Genomic DNA, 26749 nt, shown 5'->3' with positions numbered 1-26749 from the left:
CATAAGCCGTGTTGCCGGAAGCGCAACGTCGCGCCGCCGGCAAGGCGCGGGTTACAAACGATCGGCGTCCACCACCGCCTGCACAAACGCCGTCGGATCCTCCTGCGGCGGGTTATGGCCCACCGCTCCCGGCAGATCCCGGTGCTCATATTTACCGGTAAATTTGGCACGGTAGCTGGCGGGAGCCGGATGCGGCGCGCCGTTATTCGCCCCTTCCAGGGTGATGGTGGGCACGGTTATCGGCGGTAGCGCCGCCAGCCGTTGTTCATAGCCGGCATACTTCGCTTCCCCTTTCTCCAGCCCCAGGCGCCAGCGGTAGTTGCTGATGGTGATCGCCACATGGTCCGGGTTATCCAGAGCCCGGGCGGTTTTGGCAAAGGTCGCGTCGCTGAATTGCCACTGCGGCGACGCCTGATGCCAGATAAATTTCGCAAAGTCGTGGGTGTTTTGCCGGTAACCGGCCTCCCCACGCGGGGTGGCAAAATAGAATTGATACCACCACGACAGCTCAGCCTGCGGCGGCAGCGGTTTTTCGCCAATCTGCTGACTGCTGATCAGATACCCGCTCACCGAGACCAGGGATTTCACCCGCTGCGGCCACAGCGCGGCGACGATATCCGCCGTGCGCGCGCCCCAGTCAAAACCGGCCAGATCCGCCTGCCTGATGTTAAGGGCGTCCATCAGATGGACAATATCGGCCGCCATCGCCGACGGCTGACCGTTACGCGGCGTGCTGGCGGAGAGGAAACGGGTCGTGCCGTAGCCGCGAAGATACGGCACGATCACCCGGTAACCCTTCTGCGCTAGAGCCGGCGCCACCTGGGCATAGCTCTGAATATCGTAGGGCCAGCCGTGCAGCAGGATCACCGGCTGGCCGTCGCGCGGACCGATATCCACGTAGCCAATATTCAGGTCGCCGGCGCGGATCTGCTGGATCTTGTCGAACGCCCCCGCGTCTTCAGCGGCGCAAACGGCGGCGGACCACAGGGTGGATAACCCCAGCGCCACGGCGCTGGTATAGCGGATCAGGGATAATCTGTTCATCGTTTTCTCACCTTTTATCGTCATCAAGAGAGTACGTGACCAGTAAAGCGGAAATTTGTATCCGCCATGTGCCCGACCGGGGCCATTTTTATCTCTTAATGTCAGCGCTGCGCCGCCAGATACAGTGTGATACAAAGTCGAGGTTGGCAATTGTTGCGGGCATGTGAATTTATGCTTGCCCCGGGAGATAAATCCGTTACCGTGGCAGGCATTTTTCACCACTTAAGAACGCAGGAACCCGCTATGGCGATTTTTGATGGTCACAATGACCTGCTGCTGAATCTCTGGCTTCACCATCGCGCGGATCCGGTGAGCGCCTTCTTTGCCGGGATAGAGAACGGCCATCTCGACTATCCGCGCATGCTGCAAGGCGGATTTGCCGGCGGGCTATTCGCGCTATTCGTGCCACCGCAGGAATATATTGCCCGTATGACGCCGCAATACGCCAGCCAACGATGGGATCCGATCAATATCCTCTGGCAGCAACTGGCCATCCTGAAGCAACTTATCGCCCACTCCGCTGGACGCTTGAGATTGTGTCTGAGCGCGTCGGATATCGAACGCTGCCGCGAGGATAAGGTACTGGCGATGGTGGCGCATATTGAGGGTGCCGGAGGTTTTGATGGCGAGGGCCGCGACCTGCAGGTCTTTTATGCCGCCGGGGTCCGCAGCATTGGTCCGTTCTGGAATATTGCGAACCGCTTCGGCAGCGGCGTTAACGGTTCGTTTCCCGGTAGCCCGGACACTGGGCCTGGACTGACAGCGGCAGGTATCGATCTGATTAAGCAGGCCAATGCCTTGAAGATGCAGATGGACGTGTCTCATATGAATGAAAAAGCGTTCTGGGATACCGCCCATCACTCGACGTCACCGCTGGTGGCCACCCACTCCAATGCCCACGCCCTGTGCCCGCAGCCGCGCAATCTGACCGACCAGCAACTGCGGGCGATCCGCGACAGCGGCGGCGTGGTGGGCGTCAATTTCGGCAATGCTTTCCTGCGCGCCGACGGCCGGCGCGATAGCGACACGCCCTTAACCACCATTGTCCGGCATATCGACTATCTTATTAACATAATGGGTGAGGATCATGTGGCCCTTGGCTCGGATTTTGACGGCATCACCCTGCCGGACGAGCTGGGCGATGTGGCCGGCTTACCGCGGCTTATCAATACGTTGCGCGCTAGCGGCTATGATCAATTGGTGCTGGATAAGCTGCTGTGGCGTAACTGGCTACGGGTATTAAAAAATGTTTGGCAACAATAGGTTATATTGTAAACATAAAGTTAATTCCTTACAGATTCCGGGTTGATCTCTCTCCCGGTGAAGCGCAATATGCGGCAGCCGTCACAGATCCACCATTATCCGTGAGGCCTGTAGTCATTTTTAAGAGGAACAAAACATGTGGAAGAAACCTGCTTTTATCGATTTACGTCTCGGTCTGGAAGTGACGCTGTACATTTCTAACCGTTAATCGCCCCGCCCGCCGTTCGCGCGGGCACCTTCATTCATTACCCGGTCCGTCTTCATGTTCATTAAAGTCCTCGGTTCCGCCGCCGGCGGCGGTTTCCCGCAATGGAACTGCAACTGCGCCAACTGTCAGGGTCTGCGCGATGGCACCATTCAGGCTGCCCCCCGCACCCAGTCGTCAATTATCGTCAGCGACAACGGTAAAGAGTGGGTGCTGTGCAACGCCTCGCCGGATATCAGCCAGCAGATTGCCCATACCCCCGAGTTAAATAAAGCCGGCGTACTGCGCGGAACGCATATCGGCGGCATTATTCTCACCGACAGTCAGATCGACCACACCACCGGGTTGCTGAGCCTGCGGGAAGGCTGCCCACATCAGGTCTGGTGCACCCCGGAGGTTCATGAGGATCTCTCCACCGGCTTCCCGGTGTTTACCATGCTGCGGCACTGGAACGGCGGCCTGGTGCATCATCCCATCGCTCCGCAGCAGCCTTTTACCGTTGACGCCTGTCCTGATTTGCAGTTTACCGCGGTGCCTATCGCCAGCAACGCGCCGCCCTATTCGCCGTATCGCGACCGGCCGCTGCCGGGTCATAACGTGGCGCTGTTTATCGAAAACCGCCGCAACGGGCAGACGCTGTTCTATGCCCCGGGGCTGGGTGAGCCGGATGAAACCCTTCTGCCGTGGCTGCAAAAAGCGGACTGTCTGCTGATCGATGGCACCGTCTGGCAGGATGACGAGCTGCAGGCCGCCGGCGTCGGGCGCAATACCGGGCGCGATATGGGCCACCTGGCGCTCGGCGATGAGCACGGGATGATGGCCCTGCTGGCCTCTCTGCCGGCAAAACGCAAAATTCTCATTCATATTAATAACACCAACCCGATCCTTAACGAGCAGTCTCCCCAGCGCCAGGCGCTAACGCAACAGGGGATCGAAGTGAGCTGGGACGGGATGGCAATCACCCTTCAGGATACCGCATGTTGATCACTGACACGCTGTCGCCGCAGGCCTTTGAAGAGGCTCTGCGGGCTAAAGGCGCCTTCTACCATATTCACCACCCTTACCACATCGCCATGCATAACGGCGACGCGACCCGCGAGCAAATTCAGGGTTGGGTGGCGAACCGGTTTTATTACCAGACCACTATTCCGCTGAAAGACGCGGCAATTATGGCCAACTGCCCGGATGCGCAGACCCGGCGCAAATGGGTGCAGCGGATCCTCGACCACGACGGCAGCCACGGCGAGGACGGCGGGATTGAAGCCTGGCTGCGGCTGGGGGAAGCGGTCGGTTTGAGCCGCGACGATCTGCTCAGCGAGCGTCACGTGCTGCCCGGCGTGCGCTTCGCAGTGGATGCCTATCTCAATTTCGCTCGTCGCGCCTGCTGGCAGGAGGCGGCCTGCAGCTCCCTGACCGAGCTGTTCGCCCCGCAGATCCATCAGTCGCGCCTCGACAGCTGGCCGCAGCACTATCCATGGATCAAAGAGGAAGGCTACTTTTACTTCCGCAGTCGTCTGAGCCAGGCCAATCGCGACGTTGAGCATGGCCTGGCGCTGGCGAAGGCCTACTGTGACAGCGCTGAAAAACAGAACCGGATGCTGGAGATCCTGCAGTTTAAGCTCGACATTCTGTGGTCGATGCTCGATGCCATGACCATGGCCTATGCCCTGCAGCGCCCGCCCTATCACACGGTCACCGACAAGGCGGCCTGGCACACGACCCGACTGGTGTAATCATGCAAAAAACGTCCATCGTTGCCTTTCGTCGCGGCTACCGACTGCAGTGGGAAGCCGCCCAGGAGAGCCATGTGATCCTCTATCCGGAGGGTATGGCCAAACTCAATGAGACCGCCGCGGCGATCCTCGAGCTGGTCGATGGCCGGCGCGACGTCGCGGCGATTATCGCCATGCTTAATGAACGTTTCCCGGAAGCCGGCGGCGTCGATGACGACGTCATCGAGTTCCTGCAGATCGCCTGTCAACAGAAGTGGATCACCTGCCGTGAGCCAGAGTAAACCCACCGTCAATCCGCCGCTGTGGCTGCTGGCGGAGCTGACCTACCGCTGCCCGCTGCAGTGTCCCTACTGTTCCAATCCGCTGGACTTCGCCCGGCAGGATAAGGAGCTGACCACCGAACAATGGATCGAGGTCTTTCGCCAGGCGCGGGCGATGGGCAGCGTTCAGCTGGGCTTTTCCGGCGGCGAGCCGCTGACCCGTAAAGATCTGCCGGAGCTGATCCGCGCCGCGCGCGACCTCGGGTTCTATACCAACCTGATCACCTCCGGGATAGGGCTGACGGAGAGCAAACTGGACGCCTTCAGCGAGGCCGGGCTGGACCATATCCAGATTAGCTTCCAGGCCAGCGATGAAGTGCTCAACGCCGCGCTGGCCGGCAACAGAAAAGCCTTCCAGCAGAAGCTGGCCATGGCCAAAGCCGTGAAAGCGCGCGACTACCCGATGGTGCTCAACTTCGTTCTCCACCGGCACAACATCGACCAGCTCGAAAAAATTATCGAGCTGTGCATTGAGCTGGAAGCCGATGACGTTGAGCTGGCCACCTGCCAGTTCTACGGGTGGGCGTTTCTTAATCGCGAAGGGCTGCTGCCGACCCGGGAACAGATCGCCCGCGCCGAGCAGGTGGTCGCTGACTACCGGCAGAAAATGGCCGCCAGCGGCAACCTCACCAACCTGCTGTTCGTCACCCCGGACTATTACGAAGAGCGGCCGAAAGGCTGCATGGGCGGCTGGGGATCGATTTTCCTCAGCGTCACCCCGGAAGGCACCGCCCTGCCTTGCCACAGCGCGCGCCAGCTGCCGGTGGCGTTTCCGTCGGTGCTGGAGCAGAGTCTGGAATCGATCTGGTATGACTCATTCGGCTTCAATCGCTACCGCGGGTATGACTGGATGCCGGAGCCGTGCCGCTCCTGTGATGAAAAAGAGAAGGACTTCGGCGGCTGCCGCTGCCAGGCCTTTATGCTGACCGGCAGCGCCGATAACGCCGACCCGGTGTGCAGCAAATCCCCGCATCATCACAAAATCCTCGAGGCCCGGCGCGAAGCGGCCTGCAGCGACATAAAAGTCAGCCAGCTGCAGTTCCGCAACCGTACCCGCTCGCAGCTGATCTACCAAACCCGGGACCTGTAATGACGCTGGCGACCCGCACCGTCACTTTGCCGGGCGGCCTGCAGGCCACCCTGGTCCATCAGCCGCAGGCGGATCGCGCGGCTGCCCTGGCGCGGGTCGCCGGCGGCAGCCACCACGAACCGTCGCGCTTCCCTGGGCTGGCGCACCTGCTGGAACATCTGCTGTTTTACGGCGGAGAGCGCTACCAGGATGATGACCGACTGATGGGCTGGGTGCAGCGCCAGGGCGGAAGCGTGAATGCCACCACCCTGGCTCGCCATAGCGCGTTCTTTTTCGAGGTTGCCGCCGATGCTCTGGCTGATGGCGTCGCGCGTCTACAGGAGATGCTGCAGGCCCCGCTGCTGCTCAGGGAAGATATTCAGCGCGAAGTGGCGGTGATTGACGCCGAGTACCGCCTGATCCAGCAGCATGAGCCATCGCGCCGGGAAGCCGCGGTGCGCCACGCCGCCAGCGCGCCCGCGGCGTTTCGCCGCTTTCAGGTAGGCAGCGCCGACGCGCTGGCGGGCGATCTCGCTGCGCTGCAGGCCGCCTTAGGCGATTTTCACCGCACCCATTACGTCGCCCGGCGAATGCAGCTCTGGCTGCAGGGGCCGCAGTCGCTGGAGGCGCTCGGCGAGCTGGCGGCCCGTTTCGCCGCCGGGCTTGCCGCAGGCGAGCCTCCGCCGCCGGCGCCGCCGCTGCGCCTGGGCGAGTTCACTGCACTGCAGCTGGCGGTCTCCAGCCAGCCCGCGCTGTGGCGCTGCCCGCTGATCGCTTTAAGTGACAACGTCACGTTACTGCGCGAGTTTTTGCTGGATGAAGCCCCCGGCAGCCTGATGGCCGGCCTGCGCCAGCGCCGGCTGGCCGGGGATGTGGCGCTGAACTGGCTGTATCAGGATCGGCACCTCGGCTGGCTGGCGCTGGTCTTCGCCAGCGACCGGCCGGAAGAGGTCGACCGGCAGATAACCCACTGGCTGCAGGCGCTACAGCAAACGACGCCTGAGCAGCAGCTACACTACTATCAGCTATCCCGCCGCCGCTTTCAGGCGCTGTCGCCTCTCGGTCAGCTGCGCCAGCGGGCATTCGGCTTTGCCCCCGGCGCGCCGCCCGCCGGGTTCGCCGATTTTTGCGCCGCCCTGCAGGCCGCCCCGTCGGTCAGCCTGGCCTGTCAGACCGTTTCCCCAGGGGAGTCTGTTGCCACCCAGGGCTTTAGCCTGCCGCTTAGCCGCTGGCGCCGCCGCCCTGAGTCTGACCCGGCGCTGGCGTTCGCTTTTTATCCGCAGGCCGCTGGCGATCTCGTTGCCAAATGCCCGGAGAAAGCCGCGCCGCTGCTCCACCTCCCGTCACCGGGAGAGCCGCCGAGGCTCCTGCTGCGACCGCCCTTCTACTGCTCGCCCGATCAGGCCGAAGGACTGGCGCGTGGGGAACAGCTGCGCCCACAGCTTGCCGCCCTGCGCCATGCCGGGGGACACGGCGAGTGGCATCTGTTCGACGGCAGCTGGCAGTTGACCCTCCAGCTGCCGGAGCCCGGCCGACGGCCGGAGGCGATCCTGCAGGCCATCCTGCGGCAGCTCGCACTCCCGGTCGCCTCGCTGACCCCACCGCCGGAAAGTATCGCTATCCGTTATCTCATGGCTCAACTCCCCGAACGGCTGGGTACATCCGGGCATCAGAAAGGTTGGCTGGCGGCCCTGGCCGGCGGCAGCGCAGAAGATGCGCAGTGGGTAGCGCGTCAGCTGAGCCTGATTACCGCCCCGGTTAATCCGCCGATGCCCGCTCCGGCGCCCTGCCGCCGCGGCGTCGAACGTCTGGTTTATCCGGGAGGCGATACGGCGCTGCTGGTCTTCATTCCGCTGCCGGATGGCGCCTCGCTGGCGGCCCTGCGGCTGCTGGCGCAGCATTGTGAGCCGCTATTTTTCCAGCGCCTGCGGGTGGAGCAGCAGATTGGCTATGTGGTGAGCTGCCGCTATCAGCGGGTCGCCGATCGCGACGGGCTGCTGATGGCGCTCCAGTCCCCGGATCGCCGCGCCGGGGAATTGCTGCGCTGTGGTAAAGACTTTCTGCGCCAGCTGGCCCCCATGGATGAGGCGACCTTCAGACCGCTACAGCAGCGCCTGGCCGCTCAGATCCGCGCCAGCAGGCCGCCAGAGGCGCGGGCGCTGTCCGCCCTGCGTCAGGAGTATGGTTTACCAGAGCTAACGCCGCAGGCGGTCGACGCGCTGCGCGTTGCAGAGGTGGCCGATCTGGCACGCGAAATGACCCGCCGGCGTCGCCGCTGGCAGGTGCTGTTCACGACAGGGGATTAATGGCCGGGGGCATCCGGGGTCAGAAAGGCGCTGACGAAGCGCGTAAGGATCGCCGCGCCCTGCGGGCTCTCCTGCACCTCGTCGTGTAACCGCTGCGCGTCAATACCTTCCGCCTGCAGCACCGCCTCCCGGTGGCGGATCAGCGAACGGGCTATCGGCGCGGTAAATTCCGGGTGAAATTGCGTAGAGACCGCGTGCGGCCCATAGCGCACAATCTGGTGGGGATCGTGGGCGGACGCGGCCAGCACCGTGGCCCCTTCCGGCAGACGAGTCACGGTTTGCAAATGGCTCAGATGCGCAGGAAATGTAGCCGGCAGGCCGCTCAGCAGCGGATCATCGATACCCCATGGCGACAGCGTAATGGTTTGGCTGCCGCTTTCCCGCCCGCCAGGATGATACGCCACCTCGCCCCCCAGGGCATGGGCCATCAGCTGATGACCATAACAAACGCCGAACAGCGGCATGTCGATAGCCACCGCCTGCCGGATCCAGTCGGCGGTCCGTTCGCTCCACGCCAGACGATCGGTTACCATCGCCCACGAGCCGGTCAGCACCGCTATGGTCTGGTTATCCGGCGTCGGCAGCGGTTCATCTTCAAACACCCGCACCGTGGTGAGCTGCGTCTGCCACGGGGCCAGCAGCGTGCGAAACCAGCGCGGCAGATCGCCATGCGCCTGGCGAATGGCCGTCGGCGGCGTGCCGGTCTGGACCAGCAGTAATCGGTTACGTGTCACCTTTCCTCCTCGCTCCGGGTCATGTTCCCGTAAAACACTATGCCGCCGGGAAGACGATGGGACAAATAACCAATATCTATGAACGATGCGCCTGCGGAATAAGTCCTGTCGCTTACTGGGCATCGGCGCTGTCACGCTGCGGCACATCGGCTGCCGCCGAAGACGCCTGCTGCGGGACAAAAATATGGTCCAGGATGGCGCGCGCCGTCGGTCCGGCCACCACCCCATCCCCGCCGCCGTTCTCCAGAATCAGCGCCATCGCCACCTTCGGATGCTGATAAGGGGCAAACAGGGTGTAGAAGATATGGTCGCGCAGACGCACCGGGATCATTTTGGCGTTATAGGTCTGGTTTTGCTTCAGGCTAAAGACCTGCGAGGTCCCGGACTTCGCCGCGATCTGATACGGCGCAGTATGAAACAGCTTATAGCCGGTGCCGTTGGGCTGATTCGCCATCCCATACATGCCGTTGCGCACAATGCCCCAGTACGCGGATTTCGGGTCACCCACCTGCGGCAGGTTCGCCGGCTGCTGATAACGTTCCACATGGTTGCCCTGCTTCATCGAATAGAGCAGATGCGGATCCTGTACTTTACCATTATTCAGCAGAGTGGTAAGCGCCTTCACCATCTGGATCGGGGTGGCGATCCAGTACCCCTGGCCGATGCCGACCGAGATGGTGTCCCCCTGATACCAGGGCTTTTTATGCACCCGCTGTTTCCACTCCCGGCTGGGCAGCACCCCGGCGTACTCCTCATTAAGGTCGATGCCGGTGGACTGGCCGTAGCCGAACTTGCTCAGCCATTCATGGATCCGGTCAATGCCCATCTCGAAGGCGACCTGATAGAAAAAGGTGTCCGCTGACTCTTCGATGGCTTTAGTCACGTTGAGCATGCCGTGGCCGGTTTTCAGCCAGTCGCGGTAGCGGCGTTGCGTGCCCGGCAGCGTCCACGTCGGCGCCCCGAAGAAGGTGGTGTTCGGGGTGATGACCCCAGCGGAGAGCGCCGACAGCGCCATATAGGGTTTGACCGTCGAAGCCGGAGGATATAGCCCCTGGGTGACGCGGTTGATCAGCGGCCGGTCCGGATTCTCCAGCAGCGATTTATAGGCCTGATAGCCGATACCTTTGACGAACGGATTAGGATCGTAGCTGGGGCTGGAGACCATCGCCAGCACGCCGCCATCCCGCGGGTCGACCACCACCACCGCCGCCCGCTGTCCCTTCAGCACCGACTCAATATACTGCTGGAGATGAAGGTCGAGAGTCAGATAGAGGTTTTTTCCGGCCACCGGCGGCACCTCTTTCAGTAGACGCACCACCCGGCCGTGGTTATCCACCTCCACTTCCTGATAGCCGGTGGTGCCGTGGAGCGCTTTTTCATAATAGCCCTCGATGCCCTGCTTACCGATATTGCGGTCGGCGGCGTAGTTCTCCTCTTCGCCGTTTTTCGCCAGCCGCTGCAGATCGCTGTCGTTGATTTTCGACACATAGCCCACCACGTGCGCCAGCTCTGCGCCGTAGGGGTATTCCCGTTGTTGGTAGCTCTCCACCGTCACGCCGGGGAAACGGAATTCGTTGACCGCGAAGCGGGCCACCTCCACATCGCTGAGGTCTGACTTGAGGGTGACCGCTTTGTAGCGGCTGGTGTGGTGCATATCGTCGCGAAAGCTGGCGATGTCGTCCGGCGTCAGGTCGACGATAGGCGTCAGCTGCTGCAACAGCGCGGCCATATCGGGAATTTTGCTCGGGATCACCTGCAGGCGATACAGGGTGATATTCTGCACCAGCGGAATGCCGTTGCGATCGAATATCAGCCCGCGGCTGGGGGCAATGGGCAGCATTTTGATGTCGTTCTGGTTTGACCGGGTCTGGTAAAAATCGTGCTGCTCCACCTGCAGATGGTAGAGGTTAACGATCAGCACGCCAAAGCAGACCACCACCAGCAGAAAAGCAATTGCGGCCCGGCGGATAAACAGCATCTCTTCCGCGGAGTGGTCGCGAATTTCGTCTCTCAAAAGGGGCATTAGCGGTACATCACCTGAATCACTGGAAAAGCCAACGGCGTAACGGCCGGGAAGCATAGCCTTATCGCAGCGTCAGCCCTACTGAAAGGTTGCTAATGATCTGGCAGAAATGTTTCAGCATGTTAGAGCGTGGGAAGCCTTTCTGTGCAGGAGAAAGGCATCAGAGTGCGAGGTTAGCCAGCAACGGGGACGGCTGGCATCTGTTTACACGATCAACCCGCTTATTTTCTGGCCTCAAAAGCGATCTTAACCGCCATTCCCGCCAGTACCGTCGCCATCAGCCAGCGTTGAAATTGTTGCCAGCCCGGCCGCCGACCAAGAAATAACGCCACCTGCCCGGCCAGCAAGATAATCATGCCGTTCACCGCCACGCTGATCATCACCTGGGTACAGCCTAATATTAACGACTGACTGAGCACGCTGCCGAGTCCAGGGGTGATAAACTGCGGCAGCAGGGACAGATACAGGATGGCAACTTTGGGGTTCGCCAGGCTGGTGAGGAATCCCATCAGAAACAGCTTACGCCCACTGTCCGCGGGTAAGTCGCGCACCGCAAATATCGGCCGCCCTCCCGGTTTGATCGCCTGCCACGCCAGATAGAGCAAATAAGCGACCCCGCATAAACGCAAGGCATCGTAGGCGTATGGGACCGCGAAAACCAACGCGGTGATGCCGAAAGCGGCACACAACATATAGAAGAAAAAACCCACGGCCACGCCGGCAAGGGAGATAAAGCCAGCGCGTTTTCCCTGGCAAATCGAACGCGAAGTGAGATACATCATGTTGGGGCCTGGGGTTAACACCAACCCCAGCGCCACCGCGGCAAAGGCCATTAATGAAGCGAATTCAGGCATAACTTATCTCCAGCTATCGGTAATGCCCAGGCGCGCGGCGACGTCGACCATGCTCCCCGACAGTATTCTGTCTTCAGCGCCAGTCACATGGTGCCTAAGTATTAGCTTATTCTGTGTCCGCCAACAACCCCCGTACCGAACATTCGTTACGCTCGCGCAACGGACAGCCCTCATCCTTTTCTCGCAGGAAAATTGTCATATCTCAAACAATTAGCATTCCTTCGCCCAGCTTGACGCGGATCGTTTCCTTTGCCGCCTCGTTACGGCTATGGTTACTAATGAGGTTAATCTCAATCTCCAGGCCGACACGGTCCCACCAGGGGGTTGCCTAACCCTTCATTGAACGGAAATAGCTATTAAATCCGTAGATTCATTCAAATATCGCTTATTGGTAGCAGTGTATATCGTAACGGCATTCACAAAAGCAAACGGAGCCTGATATGAGCACGTCTAACGACCCATCCAACAATGCATCCGCCGGGAAGTGCCCTTTCCACGCCGAGACGCCAAAACAGAGCGCCGGCAGCGGCACCGCCAACCGCGACTGGTGGCCGAACCAGCTGCGTGTCGATCTGTTAAACCAGCACTCCAATCGCTCCAACCCGTTGGGTGAGAATTTTAACTACAGGGAAGAGTTTAAAAAGCTCGATTACTCCGCGCTGAAGGCTGATCTCAGAGCGCTGCTGACCGATTCGCAAGAGTGGTGGCCGGCAGACTGGGGTAGCTATATTGGCTTGTTTATTCGTATGGCCTGGCACGGCGCCGGCACCTACCGCACCGTTGACGGTCGCGGCGGCGCAGGTCGTGGACAGCAGCGCTTTGCCCCCCTGAACTCCTGGCCTGACAACGTCAGCCTCGATAAGGCCCGCCGTCTGCTGTGGCCGGTGAAACAGAAATATGGCCAGAAAATCTCCTGGGCCGACCTTTACATGCTGGCGGGTAACGTCGCTCTGGAAAACGCCGGCTTCCGCACCTTTGGCTTTGGCGCCGGTCGCGAAGACGTCTGGGAACCGGATCTCGACGTCGACTGGGGCGATGAGAAAGAGTGGCTGGCCCACCGTCATCCGGAAAGCCTGGCGAAACAGGCCATCGGCGCCACCGAAATGGGTCTGATTTATGTCAACCCGGAAGGTCCGAACGCCAGCGGCGAGCCGCTGTCCGCCGCGGCGGCCATTCGCGCCACCTTCGGCAATATGGCGATGGACGATGAAGAGATCGTCGCGCTGATCGCCGGCGGCCATACGCTGGGCAAAACCCACGGCGCCGCAGAAACCAGCCACGTCGGCGCCGAGCCGGAAGCCGCGCCGCTGGAAGCGCAGGGTCTGGGCTGGCACTCCAGCTACGGCAGCGGCGCAGGCGCGGACGCCATCACCTCCGGTCTGGAAGTGGTCTGGACGCAGACGCCCACCCAGTGGAGCAACTACTTTTTCGAAAACCTGTTCAAATACGAATGGGTGCAGACCCGCAGCCCGGCTGGCGCGATCCAGTTCGAAGCCAAAGACGCGCCGGAGATTATCCCGGATCCGTTTAACCCGGAGAAAAAGCGCAAACCGACCATGCTGGTCACCGACCTGACCCTGCGCTTCGACCCGGAGTTTGAAAAAATCTCCCGCCGCTTCCTCAACGATCCGCAGGCCTTTAACGAGGCGTTCGCCCGGGCGTGGTTCAAGCTGACCCACCGTGATATGGGGCCAAAATCCCGTTACCTCGGGCCGGAAGTGCCGAAAGAAGATCTGATTTGGCAGGATCCGCTGCCGGCAGCGACACATCAGCCGAGCGCGGAAGATATCGCCAGCCTGAAAAGCGCCATCGCCGGCGCCGGCCTGTCGGTCAGTGAGCTGGTCTCGGTTGCCTGGGCGTCCGCCTCCACCTTCCGCGGCGGCGATAAACGCGGCGGCGCTAACGGCGCGCGTCTGGCGCTGGCCCCGCAGAAAGACTGGCCGGTTAACGCCATCGCCAGCCGGGTGCTGCCGACCCTGCAGGCGATCCAGCGCGCCTCCGGCAAAGCGTCGCTGGCCGATATTATCGTGCTGGCCGGCGTGGTCGGCGTTGAGCAGGCAGCCGCTGCCGCCGGCGTCAGCGTCAATGTGCCGTTTACCCCAGGCCGCGTCGACGCTCTGCCTGAGCAGACCGACGTCGAGTCGTTTGATCTGCTGCAGCCGCTGGCGGATGGCTTCCGCAACTATCGCCGTATCGAAGGCGGTGTCTCGACGGAAACCCTGCTGATCGATAAAGCGCAGCAGCTGACGCTAACCGCCCCGGAAATGACCGTGCTGGTCGGTGGCTTGCGCGTACTGGGCGCGAACTACGACGGCAGCAAACACGGGGTGTTTACCGACCGCGTCGGCGTGCTCAGCAATGACTTCTTCGTCAATCTGCTGGATATGGCTACCGTCTGGAAAGCGGCCGATGATAACGCGGAGCTGTTTACCGGCAGCGACCGTAAAACCGGCGAAGCGAAGTACAGCGCCACCCGCGTGGATCTGGTGTTTGGCTCCAACTCGGTACTGCGCGCCCTGGCGGAAGTGTACGCCTGCGCCGACGGGCAGCAGAAGCTGGTGCATGACTTCGTTGCCGCCTGGACCAAGGTGATGAACCTCGACCGCTTCGATCTGTAATCCTCTCGCCCCGGCTCCCGCCGGGGCGTTTTTCTTATACCGCCCGCGGCAGCTGTTGCAGGCGACTCCGCGTTCGTTGAATATCCTCCAGTTCCACCCCTGCCACCAGCGTCTCCAGGTCGCAGCGGGTCACCAACAGCAGGCGGATCTGCTTTTCATACAGCACATCAATCACATTGATAAAGCGCTGCTGGGCCGCCGGCCCCACCGTAGCCAATGGCGGCACCTCGTCCAGTAACCAGATGGCATAGCTTTCGCAGAGCGTCAGATAGTCCATCACCGCCGTGGCGGCCTGACAAAGCTGGGTAAAGGTGAAGTGCAGCAACGCGGGCGACGCCGCGGCCGCCAGCAGCGTGCGATAGCCTACCGTCAGCGAAACCGGTTCGCCAGGCAGCGACGGCAGGTCATACAGCTGACGCTGTTGTGCATTCGGATTAACCCACATCCGCCCGCTGCAGAAGGCGTTATCCTGGCTCAGATGCCGTTCGCGATAATCCTCCTCGCCGTTCAGCGCCACCACCGTTAGATGGGCGCGGATCAGCGCGATCGACGGTAAAAAGCGATCGTGATACAGCGGATTGGGCAGCAGCATCTCCGGTGGGTAGTTTGAGGTGGCCAGCAGCACGATACCGTGTTGAAAGAGGTGTTCCAGCAAGGCTTTAATCAGCATGGCGTCGCCGGGGTCATGCAGATGAAATTCGTCGAAGCATAGCAGGCGGCAACCGGATGTCATCTGCCTCATCACCGTCTGCAGGTCGGGCGCTCCGGGGGCATTCAGCCGCTGGTGCAGTTCGCGGAAGAAGTGATGAAAATGGACCCGCCGCCTGGCGGCGAGCGGCAGGCTGGCGAAAAAGTGGTCGAGGATAAAGCTTTTCCCTCGCCCGGTACGTCCCCAGACGTATACCCCCTGCGGGCTGCCTGTCGTGGACACCAACTGCTGACCGAGGGCGTCAAGGCGGGCGATGAGTGACAGCTGATCGTCGTCCAGCGTCAGACGCGCCCGCGCCGCCTGCTCGGCCATCACGCGGGTAAAACGAAAATCAGCCGTCACCTCTGTGGGACCAGATTTCGAGGGTACACATCCATTATTTAACATTCTTATAACCTCCTGCGAGGAGGCCATTCTAGCCGCTTTCCCGCGGGATGGCGAATCGCGCGACGAGCGGCCGTTTCCGCTGCTCCGCCGCCAGCCCTACGCCTCTCCGACACGCCAGTGCACCGATGTGACGTTCTGCTGAACGCCCATCTGCGCCATAATTTGCGCCAGCGTTTTTTGGTGCTGCTTATGGCTAATCAGCTGCGCGCAAATCTCCAGATGGTCCCCGGTGTCCGCCGCCGCCGACTGCAATCCCTGCAGGGTAAACCGCTGCTGCTGCGCAATATTCAGCAACAGCTGACGCACGGCATTTTCATGTTCGCGCAGACAGGTGACGCGTAAGACATAGCGTTTCTCTTCGTCACCGGCCCCCGGCAAGGCATGAATGCGCTGCGCCGCCTCGCGCAGCAGGATATTGGCGCACAGAATAATCAGCGTAGCCGCCGTCGCGTTCCAGAACTGTCCCAGGCCGCAGAGTACGCCGATCCCGGCCGAACACCACAGCGTGGCGGCGGTATTGAGGCCGCGGACGTTCATGCCATCACGCATAATCACCCCTGCCCCAAGGAAGCCGATACCGGAGACGATCTGCGCTGCAATACGCCCCGGGCTGTCCGGCGAGGCCGACATCGCGCTGAGAATAAACACCGCCGCGCCGGTGGCCACCAGGGCATTGGTGCGTAAACCGGCCATACGTTGCCGCCACTGTCTTTCCGCGCCGATCAGCGCCCCCAACAACATTGCCGCGAGTAAATGTGTCATATAAGGAAATACCATCGCGCCTTCCTCCAGAAAACAGAAAGCCAAAAATTACAGATGTAGCGCTCAGCCGCGCCGGGCGATTAGCCGGTGGATGATGGTGGAGGAAATAAGGGTCTGGAAAACATAAACATAACGCTGCCTCTCGCGCTCAATGGCGCATAAATTATTGAGGGAGGCAATCCGGAACTGAGAGATTGCTGCCCGCCGGGACGGCAAGCAGCGAAATGATCGCGTTAGCTTGCCGGAAAATCGCAATAAGGGTGACTGTCCAACGTATGACTCCTGAATAAAAGTGGGCACATTATAGCCCGGGGTAATGATGGGTAAAGCACGAAAACGCCGCCGGTGACGATTCGTTTAGTTTGTCTTTCGCGGGTCCTGCGTAGCGTGACATCGCCAGGCGACAAAATGCCGTCAGCGGTGATTTACTTCAATTCCGCCGCTGGGATGCGGCGAAAACCAGCATGAATATCAAATTTATGTCTCCCCAGCGCGATCTTACGCTAAAGAATGTCGCTAAGGCTAAGGATTAAAAATTTAAAACTATTAACAATCAATTAACATTAGCAGGCAAACCATTCTTCCTGAGGAACACAACACCATGTCTACCACCCAGGTTCTCGGCGAAACGCCCTATGCTTCGCCAGGACAACCGCACGCCAGCTTAACCGGACGCATTGATGCGCTGCCCGCCTCATTTGGGTTATGGTCGTTTATTACCCTGCTCTCACTTGGCGGCTTCTTTGAGCTCTACGATCTCTTCCAGACCGGGTATATCAGCGCGGGCCTGCTGGCGGAGGGCATTTTCCACACCGGACAGGCGGGCATCTTCGGCATCGCCGACCAGGCGGCCTTCGCCTCCGCCACCTTTATGGGACTGTTTATCGGCGCCAGTCTGCTGGCGCCGCTGGCGGACAAACTGGGCCGCCGCCTGACCTTTATGGTGGCGCTCGCCTGGTACGGTCTTTTTTCGCTGCTGATGGCGACGCAGAGTAGCGCGGAAGGGGTGATCTTCTTCCGCTTTCTGGTGGGGATCGGCCTCGGCATTGAGCTGGTGACCATTGATACCTATCTCAGCGAATGGGTGCCAACCCATCTGCGCAATAAAGCCTTTGCCTTTGCCTTCTTCATCCAGTTCCTCTCGGTTCCGGCGGTGGCGCTGATGTCCTGGATGCTGGTGCCGACCACCCTGTTCGGCCTCAGCGGCTGGCGCTGGGTGATCATCTTTGGCGCACTGTTCTCGCTGGCGATCTGGTTTATCCGTAAAAAGCTACCGGAGTCAGCCCGCTGGCTGGAAAGCAAAGGGCGGCATGATGACGCGCATACGGTGATGTGTGAGATGGAAGCCCGCTGCGGCCTGACGCCGTCGCCGAAGCATGCGCATGCGGCACAGAGCGTCGTCAAACGCGGCACCTTCCGCGAAATCTGGGCGCCGCAGTATCGGCAGCGCACCCTGATGCTAATGGTGATGAACTTCTTCCAGGCGATCGGTTTCTTCGGCTTTGGCAACTGGCTGCCGGCGCTGCTCTCCGGTCAGGGCGCCAGCATCACCCATAGCCTGCTGTACGCCTTCTTTATCACCCTAGCCTATCCGCTGGGCTGCCTGTTCTGCACCCGCTTCGTGCATCGCTTTGAAAACAAGTGGCAGATTGTCCTCTCCGCGCTGATGACCGTTATCTTCGGCACCCTGTTCGCCCTGCAAAACAACCCGATTCTGCTGGTGATTTGCGGGTTTATGATCACCTGGTCCAACGCCTGGCTGACCATCAGCTATCACGCCTACCAGGCCGAGGTCTTCCCGACCCATATTCGCGCCCGCGCCGTCGGCTTCTGCTACTCGTTCAGCCGGCTCTCGACCGCGGTGACCAGCATTCTGATCGGCATTATTCTGCAATACGCCGGCACGCCGGGAGTAATTAGCTTTATCGTCGTCAGTATGCTGATGGTGATGCTGTCGGTGGGGATCTTCGGCCCGAGAACGCGGGGCATTCGTCTGGAGAATATCTGATGGCGGTCGCCGCCGAGGGTGCCGGCGGCGACATATTTTATCAGTTGCGATGTTGCAGCTGGCGCTGAACCTCAATAAGCTCCGCGATCAACTCCCGCGCAAGCATAGAGGTCATTATATGATCCTGGGCATGTACCAGAATAAGATTAACCGGTACTTTGCCACAGCCCTCATCCATACCGATAAGCATGGTTTGTACATCATGCGCGCGTTTTGCGGCATCTGCGGCGTCCTGCATCAGCCTATCAACGTCCTGCCACACTCCTTTTCTGGCGGCTTGCAGCGCCTGCATCGCCAGACTGCGGGACTCACCGGCGTTAATGATGAGTTCCATGACGGTTGCTTCCATATCCATACGGTTTCCCTACTTGTTAAGTGAAGGTTCATCCAGCAGCGCCAGCGCCGCAGCAAGAATTTTATCGCCACGCATCATGCCGTAATCCATGCTATCGATAACGGCGACTCTCTTGCCCACCGCAGCGGCCTTTTTGTTAAATTCTTCGAATTTATATTTAATCTGCGGCCCTAAAAGACAGCAATCGTAATTTGGTAACGTGCGATCAAAATCATCCATTGAAACAGCAATAATATCGACAGCAATGCCTTGCGCCGCAGCCGCTTGTTTCATTTTATTCATTACCATGCTCGTTGACATGCCGGCAGCGCAGCACAAAAATATTTTTTTCATCTTATTTACCTGTTTCTGTAACGTATTATTGATGCTTATCTTTGAGATTTTGGTCTAAAAAATTAATAATAATTTTTGATACTTCAGGCTGATACCACATCAAACCTGCGTGATCCGCCCCTTTCACCACGTAATGGGTGGACGGTATTTTTTTCGCTACCAGCGCCTCGTGTAAAAGCGTTGACTGGCTGGGTGAAACCACATTGTCGGCATCGCCGTTCATTAGCAGAAAAGGCGGCGTTTTATTCGAAATCCAGGTGATAGGATTAGCCCGTTTCGCCTTTTCGGGATAGGCGGAGATCGCGCCACCGCCTTGCCAGGGAATACCATTAACCAGCATCGCCTCTGGTATGGCCGGTGACTGATGCGCTTTTTGAATGTCCGCGGAAAAGTCAGCCCCGACTTTCGTCAGATCGGACAGGCCATAGAGATCAACCACCGCCTGCACATCGCTGCTTTGATTTGAATACTCTCCCTGGTTGAATTCCTTATGACCGCTGGTGGTACCCACCATGGCGGCTAAATACCCACCCGCCGACTCGCCCATCACAGCGATATGGTTGGGATCGATGCCTAATTTTTCAGCATTGGCGCGTAAAAATCTGACCGCCGTTTTCGCATCTTCAACCATGCCCGGGAAAGTCACATTGGGTACGACCCGATAGGTAATGCTGGCGACGACGTAACCGGCCCGGGCAATATCGACCCGCTGACCGATGAATTTTGATTTGGGCGCATCGAGAAAGCCGCCGCCGGTAATAAATACTACTGCGGGTAACGGTTTATCAGCATAAGGCTTGAGCAAATCCATCGTTAACTGGAGCGGTCGTCCCATGATATTTTGCGTAAATGAATAGGCAATATCAGGCACCATCTCGACGGCCAGAGCGCTGGGTTTAATAACGATAGTTTTGCTGTCTGTTAAAGGTGTTTGTGCAAAAGCAGACGGAATAATAAGCATCGTCAGCATAGCAGCGACGTGTTTGTTCATAGGGTAATATCCTGTAGTGATGTAGTAATGATTCAGAACCAGACTTCCATTCGATACCCGACTCGCCACTCCGAGTCTTCCGGCAATAACGTGACCTCTTTGTCCCCGCCTGCGTAGGTAACCGTCAAACTGAGAATCGGCGCGACATACGGTAAAACATCCAGTTGCAGGGCCGGGCCGGCGGCAATTTTGTAGCCGACGCCGCTGGCACCTTCGACGCCATTTTTATTGATAGTGTTATTCACCATGACTTCATACAACATGGAGAGATTTTGGTGATGAATATTTTGTTTAACGTTTACGCCGGTAAAGATCCCGGTTTCATTTGCGGAACCATAGGTCATGTCCCCCCCTGAATAACCTGTATCAGGTATAAAGGTGGTTCGGTCAGCAGTTTTTTCACGCTTGTTATATTCATAGATGAAAGCCGGCGAGACGGCAAAATCATCAAATAACGTCAAGTTTCCGTCGGTGGAAAAACGCATTGAACAATCGCCCTCTTCGCTAAGGACGGTAATACGACTGGTGTTCAGATAAGGAGCAATAACCCCTTTACCATACTGTAATTTGACTGTCGATTGTCCCTTTGCCACTCCCCAAAAAGACGGCATGCTGTATTTCGCGGAAAAACTAATTGCTTTCTGCTTGCCAGTGCCCAATGGGTCATCGGTAATGACTCCAACTTATTGATAGTGTTTTATGTTCAGATAATGCCCGATGACTTTGTCATGCAGCTCCACCGATTTTGAGAACGACAGCGACTTCCGTCCCAGCCGTGCCAGGTGCTGCCTCAGATTCAGGTTATGCCGCTCAATTCGCTGCGTATATCGCTTGCTGATTACGTGCAGCTTTCCCTTCAGGCGGGATTCATACAGCGGCCAGCCATCCGTCATCCATATCACCACGTCAAAGGGTGACAGCAGGCTCATAAGACGCCCCAGCGTCGCCATAGTGCGTTCACCGAATACGTGCGCAACAACCGTCTTCCGGAGCCTGTCATACGCGTAAAACAGCCAGCGCTGGCGCGATTTAGCCCCGACGTATCCCCACTGTTCGTCCATTTCCGCGCAGACGATGACGTCACTGCCCGGCTGTATGCGCGAGGTTACCGACTGCGGCCTGAGTTTTTTAAATGGCGGAAAATCGTGTTGAGGCCAACGCCCATAATGCGGGCGGTTGCCCGGCATCCAACGCCATTCATGGCCATATCAATGATTTTCTGGTGCGTACCGGGTTGAGAAGCGGTGTAAGTGAACTGCAGTTGCCATGTTTTACGGCAGTGAGAGCAGAGATAGCGCTGATGTCCGGCGGTGCTTTTGCCGTTACGCACCACCCCGTCAGTAGCTGAACAGGAGGGACAGCTGATAGAAACAGAAGCCACTGGAGCACCTCAAAAACACCATCATACACTAAATCAGTAAGTTGGCAGCATCACCCGTTTTATCGCCGTAACCCACCATTTCATAGGTGTAATCAGCCCATTGCTCGGGAGAAGCCAGCCCCTGCCATTTTTTAGTGATAGCCAGCGATGTCCAGTAATCGTGCCAGAAACTGTTTCCCAAATCGCCCATTTTGCCACGAGGATCCTGATTAGGTCCGGTGGGATCGGTATGCAACGACATGTTTTTGGGACGGTTTAGTTCGCTCTGAAAATCTCCAGCCACCATGCCATATCCATTTAACTGGAAGCTGCCGTCGTCGCTTAGATTGGCCGCATGGCATAAGGTCGCAGGCAGAAAACATGAGATAACACCTGAAATAATAATTCTGGGGTTCATTCTTCAGACTCCATCGGGTAAGAGATATAAAATAAATAAAATTATTATTTTTATTGCTTATCTGATTTTATTTAAAGAATGCCACCCGTGTTATAACCCAGCTTGCCTTTTTATATATCGGTTGTTGCCGATTTTACTTATTACAAAAACATGCAATAGCATGAACGCTGTGAGCCAATTTACTATTCAGGAGTTCAGATCACGATACTCCTTAATACTCATATTATATTTCTCTTTAAATACCTTATAACAATGCGAGGCGTTTTCATAACCCGTCATATTAATAACATCAATAATAGAGTGATTAGTATGCTTAAGGAGATGGATCAACACATCCAGGCGTTTTTCAACCAACAAATCGCTAAAGTTCTTACCAGTGAAGTCTTTTATCAGTTTACTCACCTTATAATTCGGCTGATTTAAACGACAGGAGATCTCTTTCAGGCTGGCAGTTTTATAATCGGTATCAATATATCTCAACACGGCCATGGCAAGTGATTCATTGTAACTGCCGTTGATATGGTAATCGCTGGCTTGCACATTCGAGAGCAGTTCGGTCATCAACAGTCCCACCAGGAAATTGACGCGTATCTCTTTTAAGTGGTTATTACTGTAGATCTCGCTAATGATGACATGCATAATGTTTTGAATTGCGTCGATTTCCCCCACTTTAAAGTGAATATGCTCTCCATGTTTTTTTCTGCCATTAATTGCTGAAAGGATAAAACGGGAAATGATGTTATTTTCGTCAAAAAGGGACATGAGTCGACCGAAAAATTCGGTCTTAATAATAAAATTGATGATAATATCATTCTGCCCTGCGGCTTCAATTTCGTGTCTGGCAAACTGGTTGATAAGCAGGATCTCCCCCTTACCTAAAGTGAGACTTTCTTCATTAATCTTCTGATGCATTTTACCCTGATATATATAAATAAGCTCGATAAAGCCATGAGAATGCAACGGAATTTTAGTAAATCGGGTCTGTTTTTCAATATGAATGTAGTTGTCTTTGAAAAACCTTCGCTCCATATGGCTTTTGAATTTATGACACAGTTGATAGTTAGCGCGAAGCAGTTCGAGTTCTCTATCGGTATAAGCCAGTAGCTTTTCATGAATATCATGGTGTAACATAAAAGTACCTAACTGGAGCGAACGTTTGGGTATGCACTATCATTACAATAGTACTTTTATCTCACCTGCATCGGTAATGTCATAAAAGTGATGATAGGTATCACAGTCTATCGGCGCAGGTAATTGTTTATTAAGTTGATACACTTTTGGTAATTTAAGAGTGCATTTTTTGAGGTTAAATGGCACTTTGATGACTAATTCTATGCCTTTTTTATAGCGCCGCCAGCGACACTCAATACGCCCTCTGATGGTTTGATGCCAGCAATCCACAAAGTTAATTGTGTCAGTAAAGGATGGACTGATTAAAATAACATCAGCACCAACCGCCTCCTCAGCGACGGTAATGCCGCCCAAAGCCTGAAACAGCCAACTGGAATAAGAACTGAACATCGCATGATTATTCGAACCATTCAGGTTATCACCGAAAAATTCCTTCAATGTGCTGGCATCATTTTTAAGCATTTTCTTGAATCCGGCTTCGACTCTTAACCATTCAAGGATTAATTCATTATGACCATAGCGATGAAATATTTCATAGGCAAAACTTTGGCCAAAAATCCCACAAGTGATAACATTTTGCTCTTTTTTGATGAGATCGATCAATGCATTCAATGAACTCTCGATATCATCACACAAATCGAAGTAGATTGCAAAAACAAAGCTGGTCTGACTGCGATCGGCAAAGCTGCCATCCGTATTCTTATAGAGTGATAAAATTTTCTCTCTAATTTTATTGGCCTTGCCAATATATTTTAGCCATTTTTCTTTAAAGCCAAGATCATCACATATTTTTGCGATAATTAACAAATGATAATAATAGAAACAAGCACTGGTGAAATGGAGAGCTGGCGAGCCATTTTTGTAATTACGCATATCATGAACGCGGCTTCCCCAGTCACCCAGGCAGCAGGTCACCAGGTCATCAAAGTCGCGCATTTCCAGGGAGAGGATCTGCTTCTCAAGAAATGGCAAGCTTTCGGCCAGCAGATTGACATTGCCATAATGTCGATAGTGAATGGCTATCAAATAAGGTAATACCAGTTGCCAGCCCAGGGGGCCCGTTTCCCCGCCGACTCCATTAGTCTTAATTCCCATAAATGGCGCAGTTTCCGTCACACCACCACAGGGACGAATATCATTGATAAAATCAAAGATAGTTTTCTTATAAATAGCGGCAGAGTCAAACTGATACACTTGCGACCGGGCCAACGCGACAATGTCTCCGCCATAGGCGAAACGTTCGCGGGCACAATCCCCGAAGACCGAATGAATGTTATTCAGTTTGGTTCTTTTAGCAACCTCAAAGAGCTTATTTATGTAAGGATCTGAGCAGTAAAAGCCCCCGTTTTCCCTTAGTACAGTATGTACTGAAAGCGCCTGAACGTTGTTTAATTGTTCAATATTAATACCGCTTAACTGCACATAGCGAAACGAATGACAGGTAAAGGCATTGATAAAATGATTCTTCCCACTGCGGCATTCAAAGGCATCCTTCTGTTCCGCCCTCGCCGGTGATCCAATTCCGCCGTCAATAATCACACCTTCAATAACCTGTTTGCCGACAAATCCCGCAAGGGTGGAGTCAGTGTTTAGTTCGTAGTTTTCATCAACGTCTTCGCTATAGAGCAGTTCCACACGTTGATTCTCAGACGCGGTAATGGATAAATCGATAAATCCGGTGACGATGGCACCGAAATCAATAATGAATGTCTCTTCGTCTACGACGTGGATATGCTCTGCCCCGAGGGACAACGTATGGTTAATTTTCGGAATAAAACTCGAGACCAGACGGCCTTCAGGCCCGTTGCTCAGCACCACATTTTTCCAGTCAGGCATCAGCAAATCGGTGGTGTTGTCTCCGCGAAACAGTTTCATATCCAGGCGCTCGCCCAAATAGATATTATTGAAGGTATAAGCGCCTTCGCAATATTGCCAGTCGGCATCACTACCGATGATCATTTCGCGGTCTGCAAACTTCATATAAATGTCAGCGATGACCTGTGGTTCACCGATGGTTAAGGTCTCTCTCAGGTTATATTTACCAAATAATTTAAGCGGCGCTGGATTAAACCAGCCATCGGCTAGCTCAACAATGACTTCATTTTTCGGCTGATTAATAAACGGCTTTATATTGTAAGTATCATAATAAATAATTTTAGCATAATTTGTCCAGTCAGTATTGAGCTCACCGCGTGTGACCTCTTTACCGTTGATATACAATTTATAAAAACCAAGACCAACAATGCTGATATAGGCATCGAGGAGTTCTTCGTCGAGATAAATTGTTTTTCTCATCACCACATTACGTTTACCGCGATAGTAATGAATATCATTAGTGAAGTGATGCCCACCGCTCACCCAGCGGCCAGAAAAATGGCCAAGGTTACTGGTCGTAAAACTGTTTTTAAAAACGTTGTTCTCACCATTGTCACCGTGGGTAAGGACTTCTATGGTATAAGAAGTAAAGCTTTGTAACGATATTGCATCGAGAGTGACAATTGTTTTATTACCCTCTCTTGCGATAAGAGATACCAGTTCGGCACCTTTATACACTTTTATCGTAAATGACTTTTGAGGATAATTGGTAGACCAGCACACCATAATTGGCAGATGATCGACAATAATGTTTTCCGTTTGGTAATTGATACTTAACATCTTTCCCACCATGGCTAAATTGGCGTTGCTGGCATTTTTTTAAGGAGCATTCAAATGGTATCCGTCTGATTTTCTTCCCGACAAGCGACAAGATCGGCAGTCTTGAAGAAGAAATACCATCCTGCAAATCGCGCAAAAAGTCCTATAAATTGGAAAGCGGCAATTTTCCAGCTCCCCTGCATAAAACCAGAAATAATGATCGGCATGCCGGCCGGGGTACTCACCCCAGCGACGCGAGGCAATACGCCAATGACCGTTAGATACCATGCAATGCCGAGCATGATGCCATTGATAAAAATATAAGGAATCGCCAGAGTAAAATTCATTACCAGCGGCACGCCATAAGCCATCGGTTCGCCAATGGTGAAGATAGCTGGCGGCAAGGCGATCTTACCGAGCGTTTTATAGCGTGCGCTCTTCGCGAAAAAAGCGAGCATTATAGCCAGCGGCAATAAATCTCCAGCAGCGCCATAAGTCATAAAGAACGCAAAGCCGGTGATGTTGGGTAAGTCGACGCCTGCAGCATACGCAGCAAGCTGCTGGGCATCCATGGCAAACCAGATCGGCGCTACGATACCGAGGGTGATAGCGTGGCCATGCAGCCCAAAAAACCATAGCAATTGCGCAACAACAGCAACAAAGATGAGTGACCAGATTCCGGATCCAAGTGATGTTAGCGGAACCTGGATTAATTTATAAATAATTTCGTGAATGCTCCCATAACAAACGCTGGTAATGACTGCGGAGATAATTGTAAACAGCGTCAGGATGGCGATTCCTGGAATCAATGAAGAGAACGATTTGAAGATAAATTCAGGGACATTTTCTGGCATTTTGATAATCAACCCCTTGCGAGTTATCGCCACGAATATTCGTGTTGAAATTATCGCCACCAGAATGGCGGTAAACAGCCCCATGGGCCCCAGCCATTGGCCAGGGATTGAAAATGATTGCCCTAACGGCCCTATTTCACCGAGATCATACGGCGTTAAAATAAAGAAAGAGATCATTGAAATCAGGCCTGACATGAAGCCATCAACATCGAAATTTTTCGCTAGCGTATAGGCAACGGAGAAAGCGACAATCACGGCTAAAAAATTATTCGTGAAGGTAATCGGGATATCAAAGAAGCGAGTTAAGTTGTGTCGTAACAAAAAATCCTGATATGGAGCAAACGGAAACACTTTAACCAAAGTCGCCACAGAACTCATGATCGTTACTGGCAATATGAGCATCATACCGCTCATGATTGACTTAAGGTAGGTATTTTGACCAATACTTTGCATCAGTTGCAAAGCCTTTTCTTGTACAATGTTGGTATGAGATGACATGTAAACAGTCCGTGATATTATTAGTTTTCAGACATATTCATTTAAGAATTCATATGCCGGCATGACATTAATGCATCATAATCTAACCAGGAAGTCAGCCTAATATATCATTAGGGAGTAATACATATCGGTTGTTGTTA

The 26749-nt window shown here is 55.6% G+C and carries 23 protein-coding genes, 1 pseudogene and 1 riboswitch; of the genes and pseudogenes, 9 read left to right on the top strand and 15 right to left on the bottom strand.

Annotated elements, in window-relative coordinates; genetic code table 11:
- Positions 1-51 precede the first annotated feature (51 nt).
- A complete protein-coding gene (locus KB890_RS01055) occupies positions 52-1044 on the bottom strand; it encodes an alpha/beta fold hydrolase (protein ID WP_004180015.1) in 993 nt (330 codons plus the stop codon).
- Positions 1045-1287: 243 nt separating this feature from the next.
- Here KB890_RS01055 and KB890_RS01050 point away from each other — a divergent pair, with 243 nt between their 5' ends.
- The 7 genes from KB890_RS01050 to pqqF all read left to right on the top strand — a co-directional run bounded on the left by KB890_RS01050 (position 1288) and on the right by pqqF (position 7940).
- On the top strand, positions 1288-2307 hold the full coding sequence (locus tag KB890_RS01050) for a dipeptidase (RefSeq protein WP_004180016.1): 1020 nt from the start codon (positions 1288-1290) through the stop codon (positions 2305-2307).
- 136 nt (positions 2308-2443) lie between these two features.
- Entirely contained in the window at positions 2444-2515 is a 72-nt protein-coding gene (gene pqqA, locus KB890_RS01045; RefSeq protein ID WP_002905689.1) for a pyrroloquinoline quinone precursor peptide PqqA, read from the top strand.
- 54 nt (positions 2516-2569) lie between these two features.
- Entirely contained in the window at positions 2570-3496 is a 927-nt protein-coding gene (pqqB, locus tag KB890_RS01040; protein ID WP_004148467.1) for a pyrroloquinoline quinone biosynthesis protein PqqB, read from the top strand.
- Positions 3490-4245, top strand: a complete 756-nt coding sequence (gene pqqC, locus KB890_RS01035) for a pyrroloquinoline-quinone synthase PqqC (RefSeq protein ID WP_004143685.1) — start codon at positions 3490-3492, stop codon at positions 4243-4245. Before pqqB ends, pqqC begins: the two co-directional genes overlap by 7 nt.
- 2 nt (positions 4246-4247) lie before the next feature.
- Positions 4248-4526, top strand: coding sequence for a pyrroloquinoline quinone biosynthesis peptide chaperone PqqD (gene pqqD / locus KB890_RS01030; protein WP_004143686.1), 279 nt, complete (start codon positions 4248-4250; stop codon positions 4524-4526).
- Positions 4513-5655, top strand: coding sequence for a pyrroloquinoline quinone biosynthesis protein PqqE (pqqE, locus tag KB890_RS01025; protein WP_004180018.1), 1143 nt, complete (start codon positions 4513-4515; stop codon positions 5653-5655). The genes pqqD and pqqE overlap by 14 nt, the downstream gene beginning before the upstream one ends.
- Positions 5655-7940 carry a pyrroloquinoline quinone biosynthesis protein PqqF gene (gene pqqF, locus KB890_RS01020; protein ID WP_004180020.1) on the top strand — a complete coding sequence of 762 codons (2286 nt, stop codon included), beginning with the start codon at positions 5655-5657 and terminating at the stop codon, positions 7938-7940. The genes pqqE and pqqF overlap by 1 nt, the downstream gene beginning before the upstream one ends.
- On the opposite strand, the gene KB890_RS01015 is transcribed toward pqqF, so the two are convergent.
- The 3 genes from KB890_RS01015 to KB890_RS01005 all read right to left on the bottom strand — a co-directional run bounded on the left by KB890_RS01015 (position 7937) and on the right by KB890_RS01005 (position 11551).
- Positions 7937-8674: a glutamine amidotransferase gene (locus tag KB890_RS01015; protein ID WP_004180022.1), complete on the bottom strand. Its 738-nt coding sequence runs from the start codon at positions 8672-8674 to the stop codon at positions 7937-7939. The two genes, pqqF and KB890_RS01015, sit on opposite strands and share 4 nt — an antisense overlap.
- A 112-nt stretch (positions 8675-8786) precedes the next feature.
- Positions 8787-10697, bottom strand: a complete 1911-nt coding sequence (gene mrdA, locus KB890_RS01010; protein WP_004180024.1) for a penicillin-binding protein 2 — start codon at positions 10695-10697, stop codon at positions 8787-8789.
- 221 nt (positions 10698-10918) lie between these two features.
- Positions 10919-11551: a LysE family translocator gene (locus KB890_RS01005; protein WP_004180026.1), complete on the bottom strand. Its 633-nt coding sequence runs from the start codon at positions 11549-11551 to the stop codon at positions 10919-10921.
- A gap of 17 nt (positions 11552-11568) precedes the next feature.
- Positions 11569-11648: riboswitch (ZMP/ZTP riboswitch) on the bottom strand.
- Between the two features lie 343 nt (positions 11649-11991).
- Between KB890_RS01005 and katG the strand changes: the two genes are divergently transcribed.
- Positions 11992-14169 (top strand): catalase/peroxidase HPI, encoded by a 2178-nt coding sequence (gene katG / locus KB890_RS01000; RefSeq protein ID WP_004180028.1) that lies wholly within the window; start codon positions 11992-11994, stop codon positions 14167-14169.
- A gap of 34 nt (positions 14170-14203) precedes the next feature.
- On the opposite strand, the gene zapE is transcribed toward katG, so the two are convergent.
- Together zapE and KB890_RS00990 are read right to left on the bottom strand one after the other, a co-directional pair.
- Positions 14204-15265 (bottom strand): cell division protein ZapE, encoded by a 1062-nt coding sequence (gene zapE / locus KB890_RS00995; RefSeq protein ID WP_020324751.1) that lies wholly within the window; start codon positions 15263-15265, stop codon positions 14204-14206.
- A 96-nt stretch (positions 15266-15361) separates the two neighbouring features.
- The gene (locus tag KB890_RS00990; protein WP_004180032.1) at positions 15362-16042 is read right to left on the bottom strand and encodes an MgtC family protein; all 681 of its coding nucleotides are present in this window, start codon (positions 16040-16042) and stop codon (positions 15362-15364) included.
- 586 nt (positions 16043-16628) lie between these two features.
- On the opposite strand from KB890_RS00990, the gene KB890_RS00985 reads away from it, so the two are divergent.
- The gene (locus tag KB890_RS00985; RefSeq protein ID WP_004180040.1) at positions 16629-18035 is read left to right on the top strand and encodes an MFS transporter; all 1407 of its coding nucleotides are present in this window, start codon (positions 16629-16631) and stop codon (positions 18033-18035) included.
- 40 nt (positions 18036-18075) lie between these two features.
- Here KB890_RS00985 and KB890_RS00980 read toward each other — a convergent pair whose 3' ends face one another.
- From KB890_RS00980 to KB890_RS00940, 9 genes and pseudogenes are all read right to left on the bottom strand, one after another.
- The gene (locus KB890_RS00980) at positions 18076-18390 is read right to left on the bottom strand and encodes a PTS lactose/cellobiose transporter subunit IIA (protein WP_004180041.1); all 315 of its coding nucleotides are present in this window, start codon (positions 18388-18390) and stop codon (positions 18076-18078) included.
- 9 nt (positions 18391-18399) lie between these two features.
- The gene (locus KB890_RS00975; protein WP_004180042.1) at positions 18400-18723 is read right to left on the bottom strand and encodes a PTS sugar transporter subunit IIB; all 324 of its coding nucleotides are present in this window, start codon (positions 18721-18723) and stop codon (positions 18400-18402) included.
- Positions 18724-18758: 35 nt separating this feature from the next.
- A pseudogene (locus KB890_RS00970) lies at positions 18759-19714 on the bottom strand (alpha/beta hydrolase fold domain-containing protein).
- 32 nt (positions 19715-19746) lie between these two features.
- On the bottom strand, positions 19747-20373 hold the full coding sequence (locus tag KB890_RS00965; RefSeq protein WP_071784506.1) for a carbohydrate porin: 627 nt from the start codon (positions 20371-20373) through the stop codon (positions 19747-19749).
- Positions 20374-20397: 24 nt separating this feature from the next.
- A protein-coding gene (locus KB890_RS00960) for an IS1-like element IS1B family transposase (RefSeq protein ID WP_095033700.1) occupies positions 20398-21095 on the bottom strand; the annotation gives its coding sequence in 2 pieces (ribosomal slippage) (positions 20398-20846 and positions 20846-21095; 699 coding nt in all).
- A 28-nt stretch (positions 21096-21123) separates the two neighbouring features.
- Entirely contained in the window at positions 21124-21492 is a 369-nt protein-coding gene (locus tag KB890_RS00955; protein WP_224146631.1) for a hypothetical protein, read from the bottom strand.
- 186 nt (positions 21493-21678) lie between these two features.
- On the bottom strand, positions 21679-22623 hold the full coding sequence (locus KB890_RS00950; RefSeq protein WP_004180047.1) for an AraC family transcriptional regulator: 945 nt from the start codon (positions 22621-22623) through the stop codon (positions 21679-21681).
- 42 nt (positions 22624-22665) lie between these two features.
- On the bottom strand, positions 22666-25278 hold the full coding sequence (locus tag KB890_RS00945) for a family 78 glycoside hydrolase catalytic domain (protein ID WP_004180050.1): 2613 nt from the start codon (positions 25276-25278) through the stop codon (positions 22666-22668).
- Positions 25279-25328: 50 nt separating this feature from the next.
- Positions 25329-26564 carry a PTS sugar transporter subunit IIC gene (locus KB890_RS00940; protein WP_020324756.1) on the bottom strand — a complete coding sequence of 412 codons (1236 nt, stop codon included), beginning with the start codon at positions 26562-26564 and terminating at the stop codon, positions 25329-25331.
- Positions 26565-26749: the final 185 nt, after the last annotated feature.

Source organism: Klebsiella sp. P1954, from assembly GCF_018199955.1.
Classification (GTDB): domain Bacteria; phylum Pseudomonadota; class Gammaproteobacteria; order Enterobacterales; family Enterobacteriaceae; genus Klebsiella; species Klebsiella pneumoniae.
The sequence above is the reverse complement of the archived record's forward strand: the minus strand, read 5'-3'. Positions and strand labels throughout refer to the sequence as shown.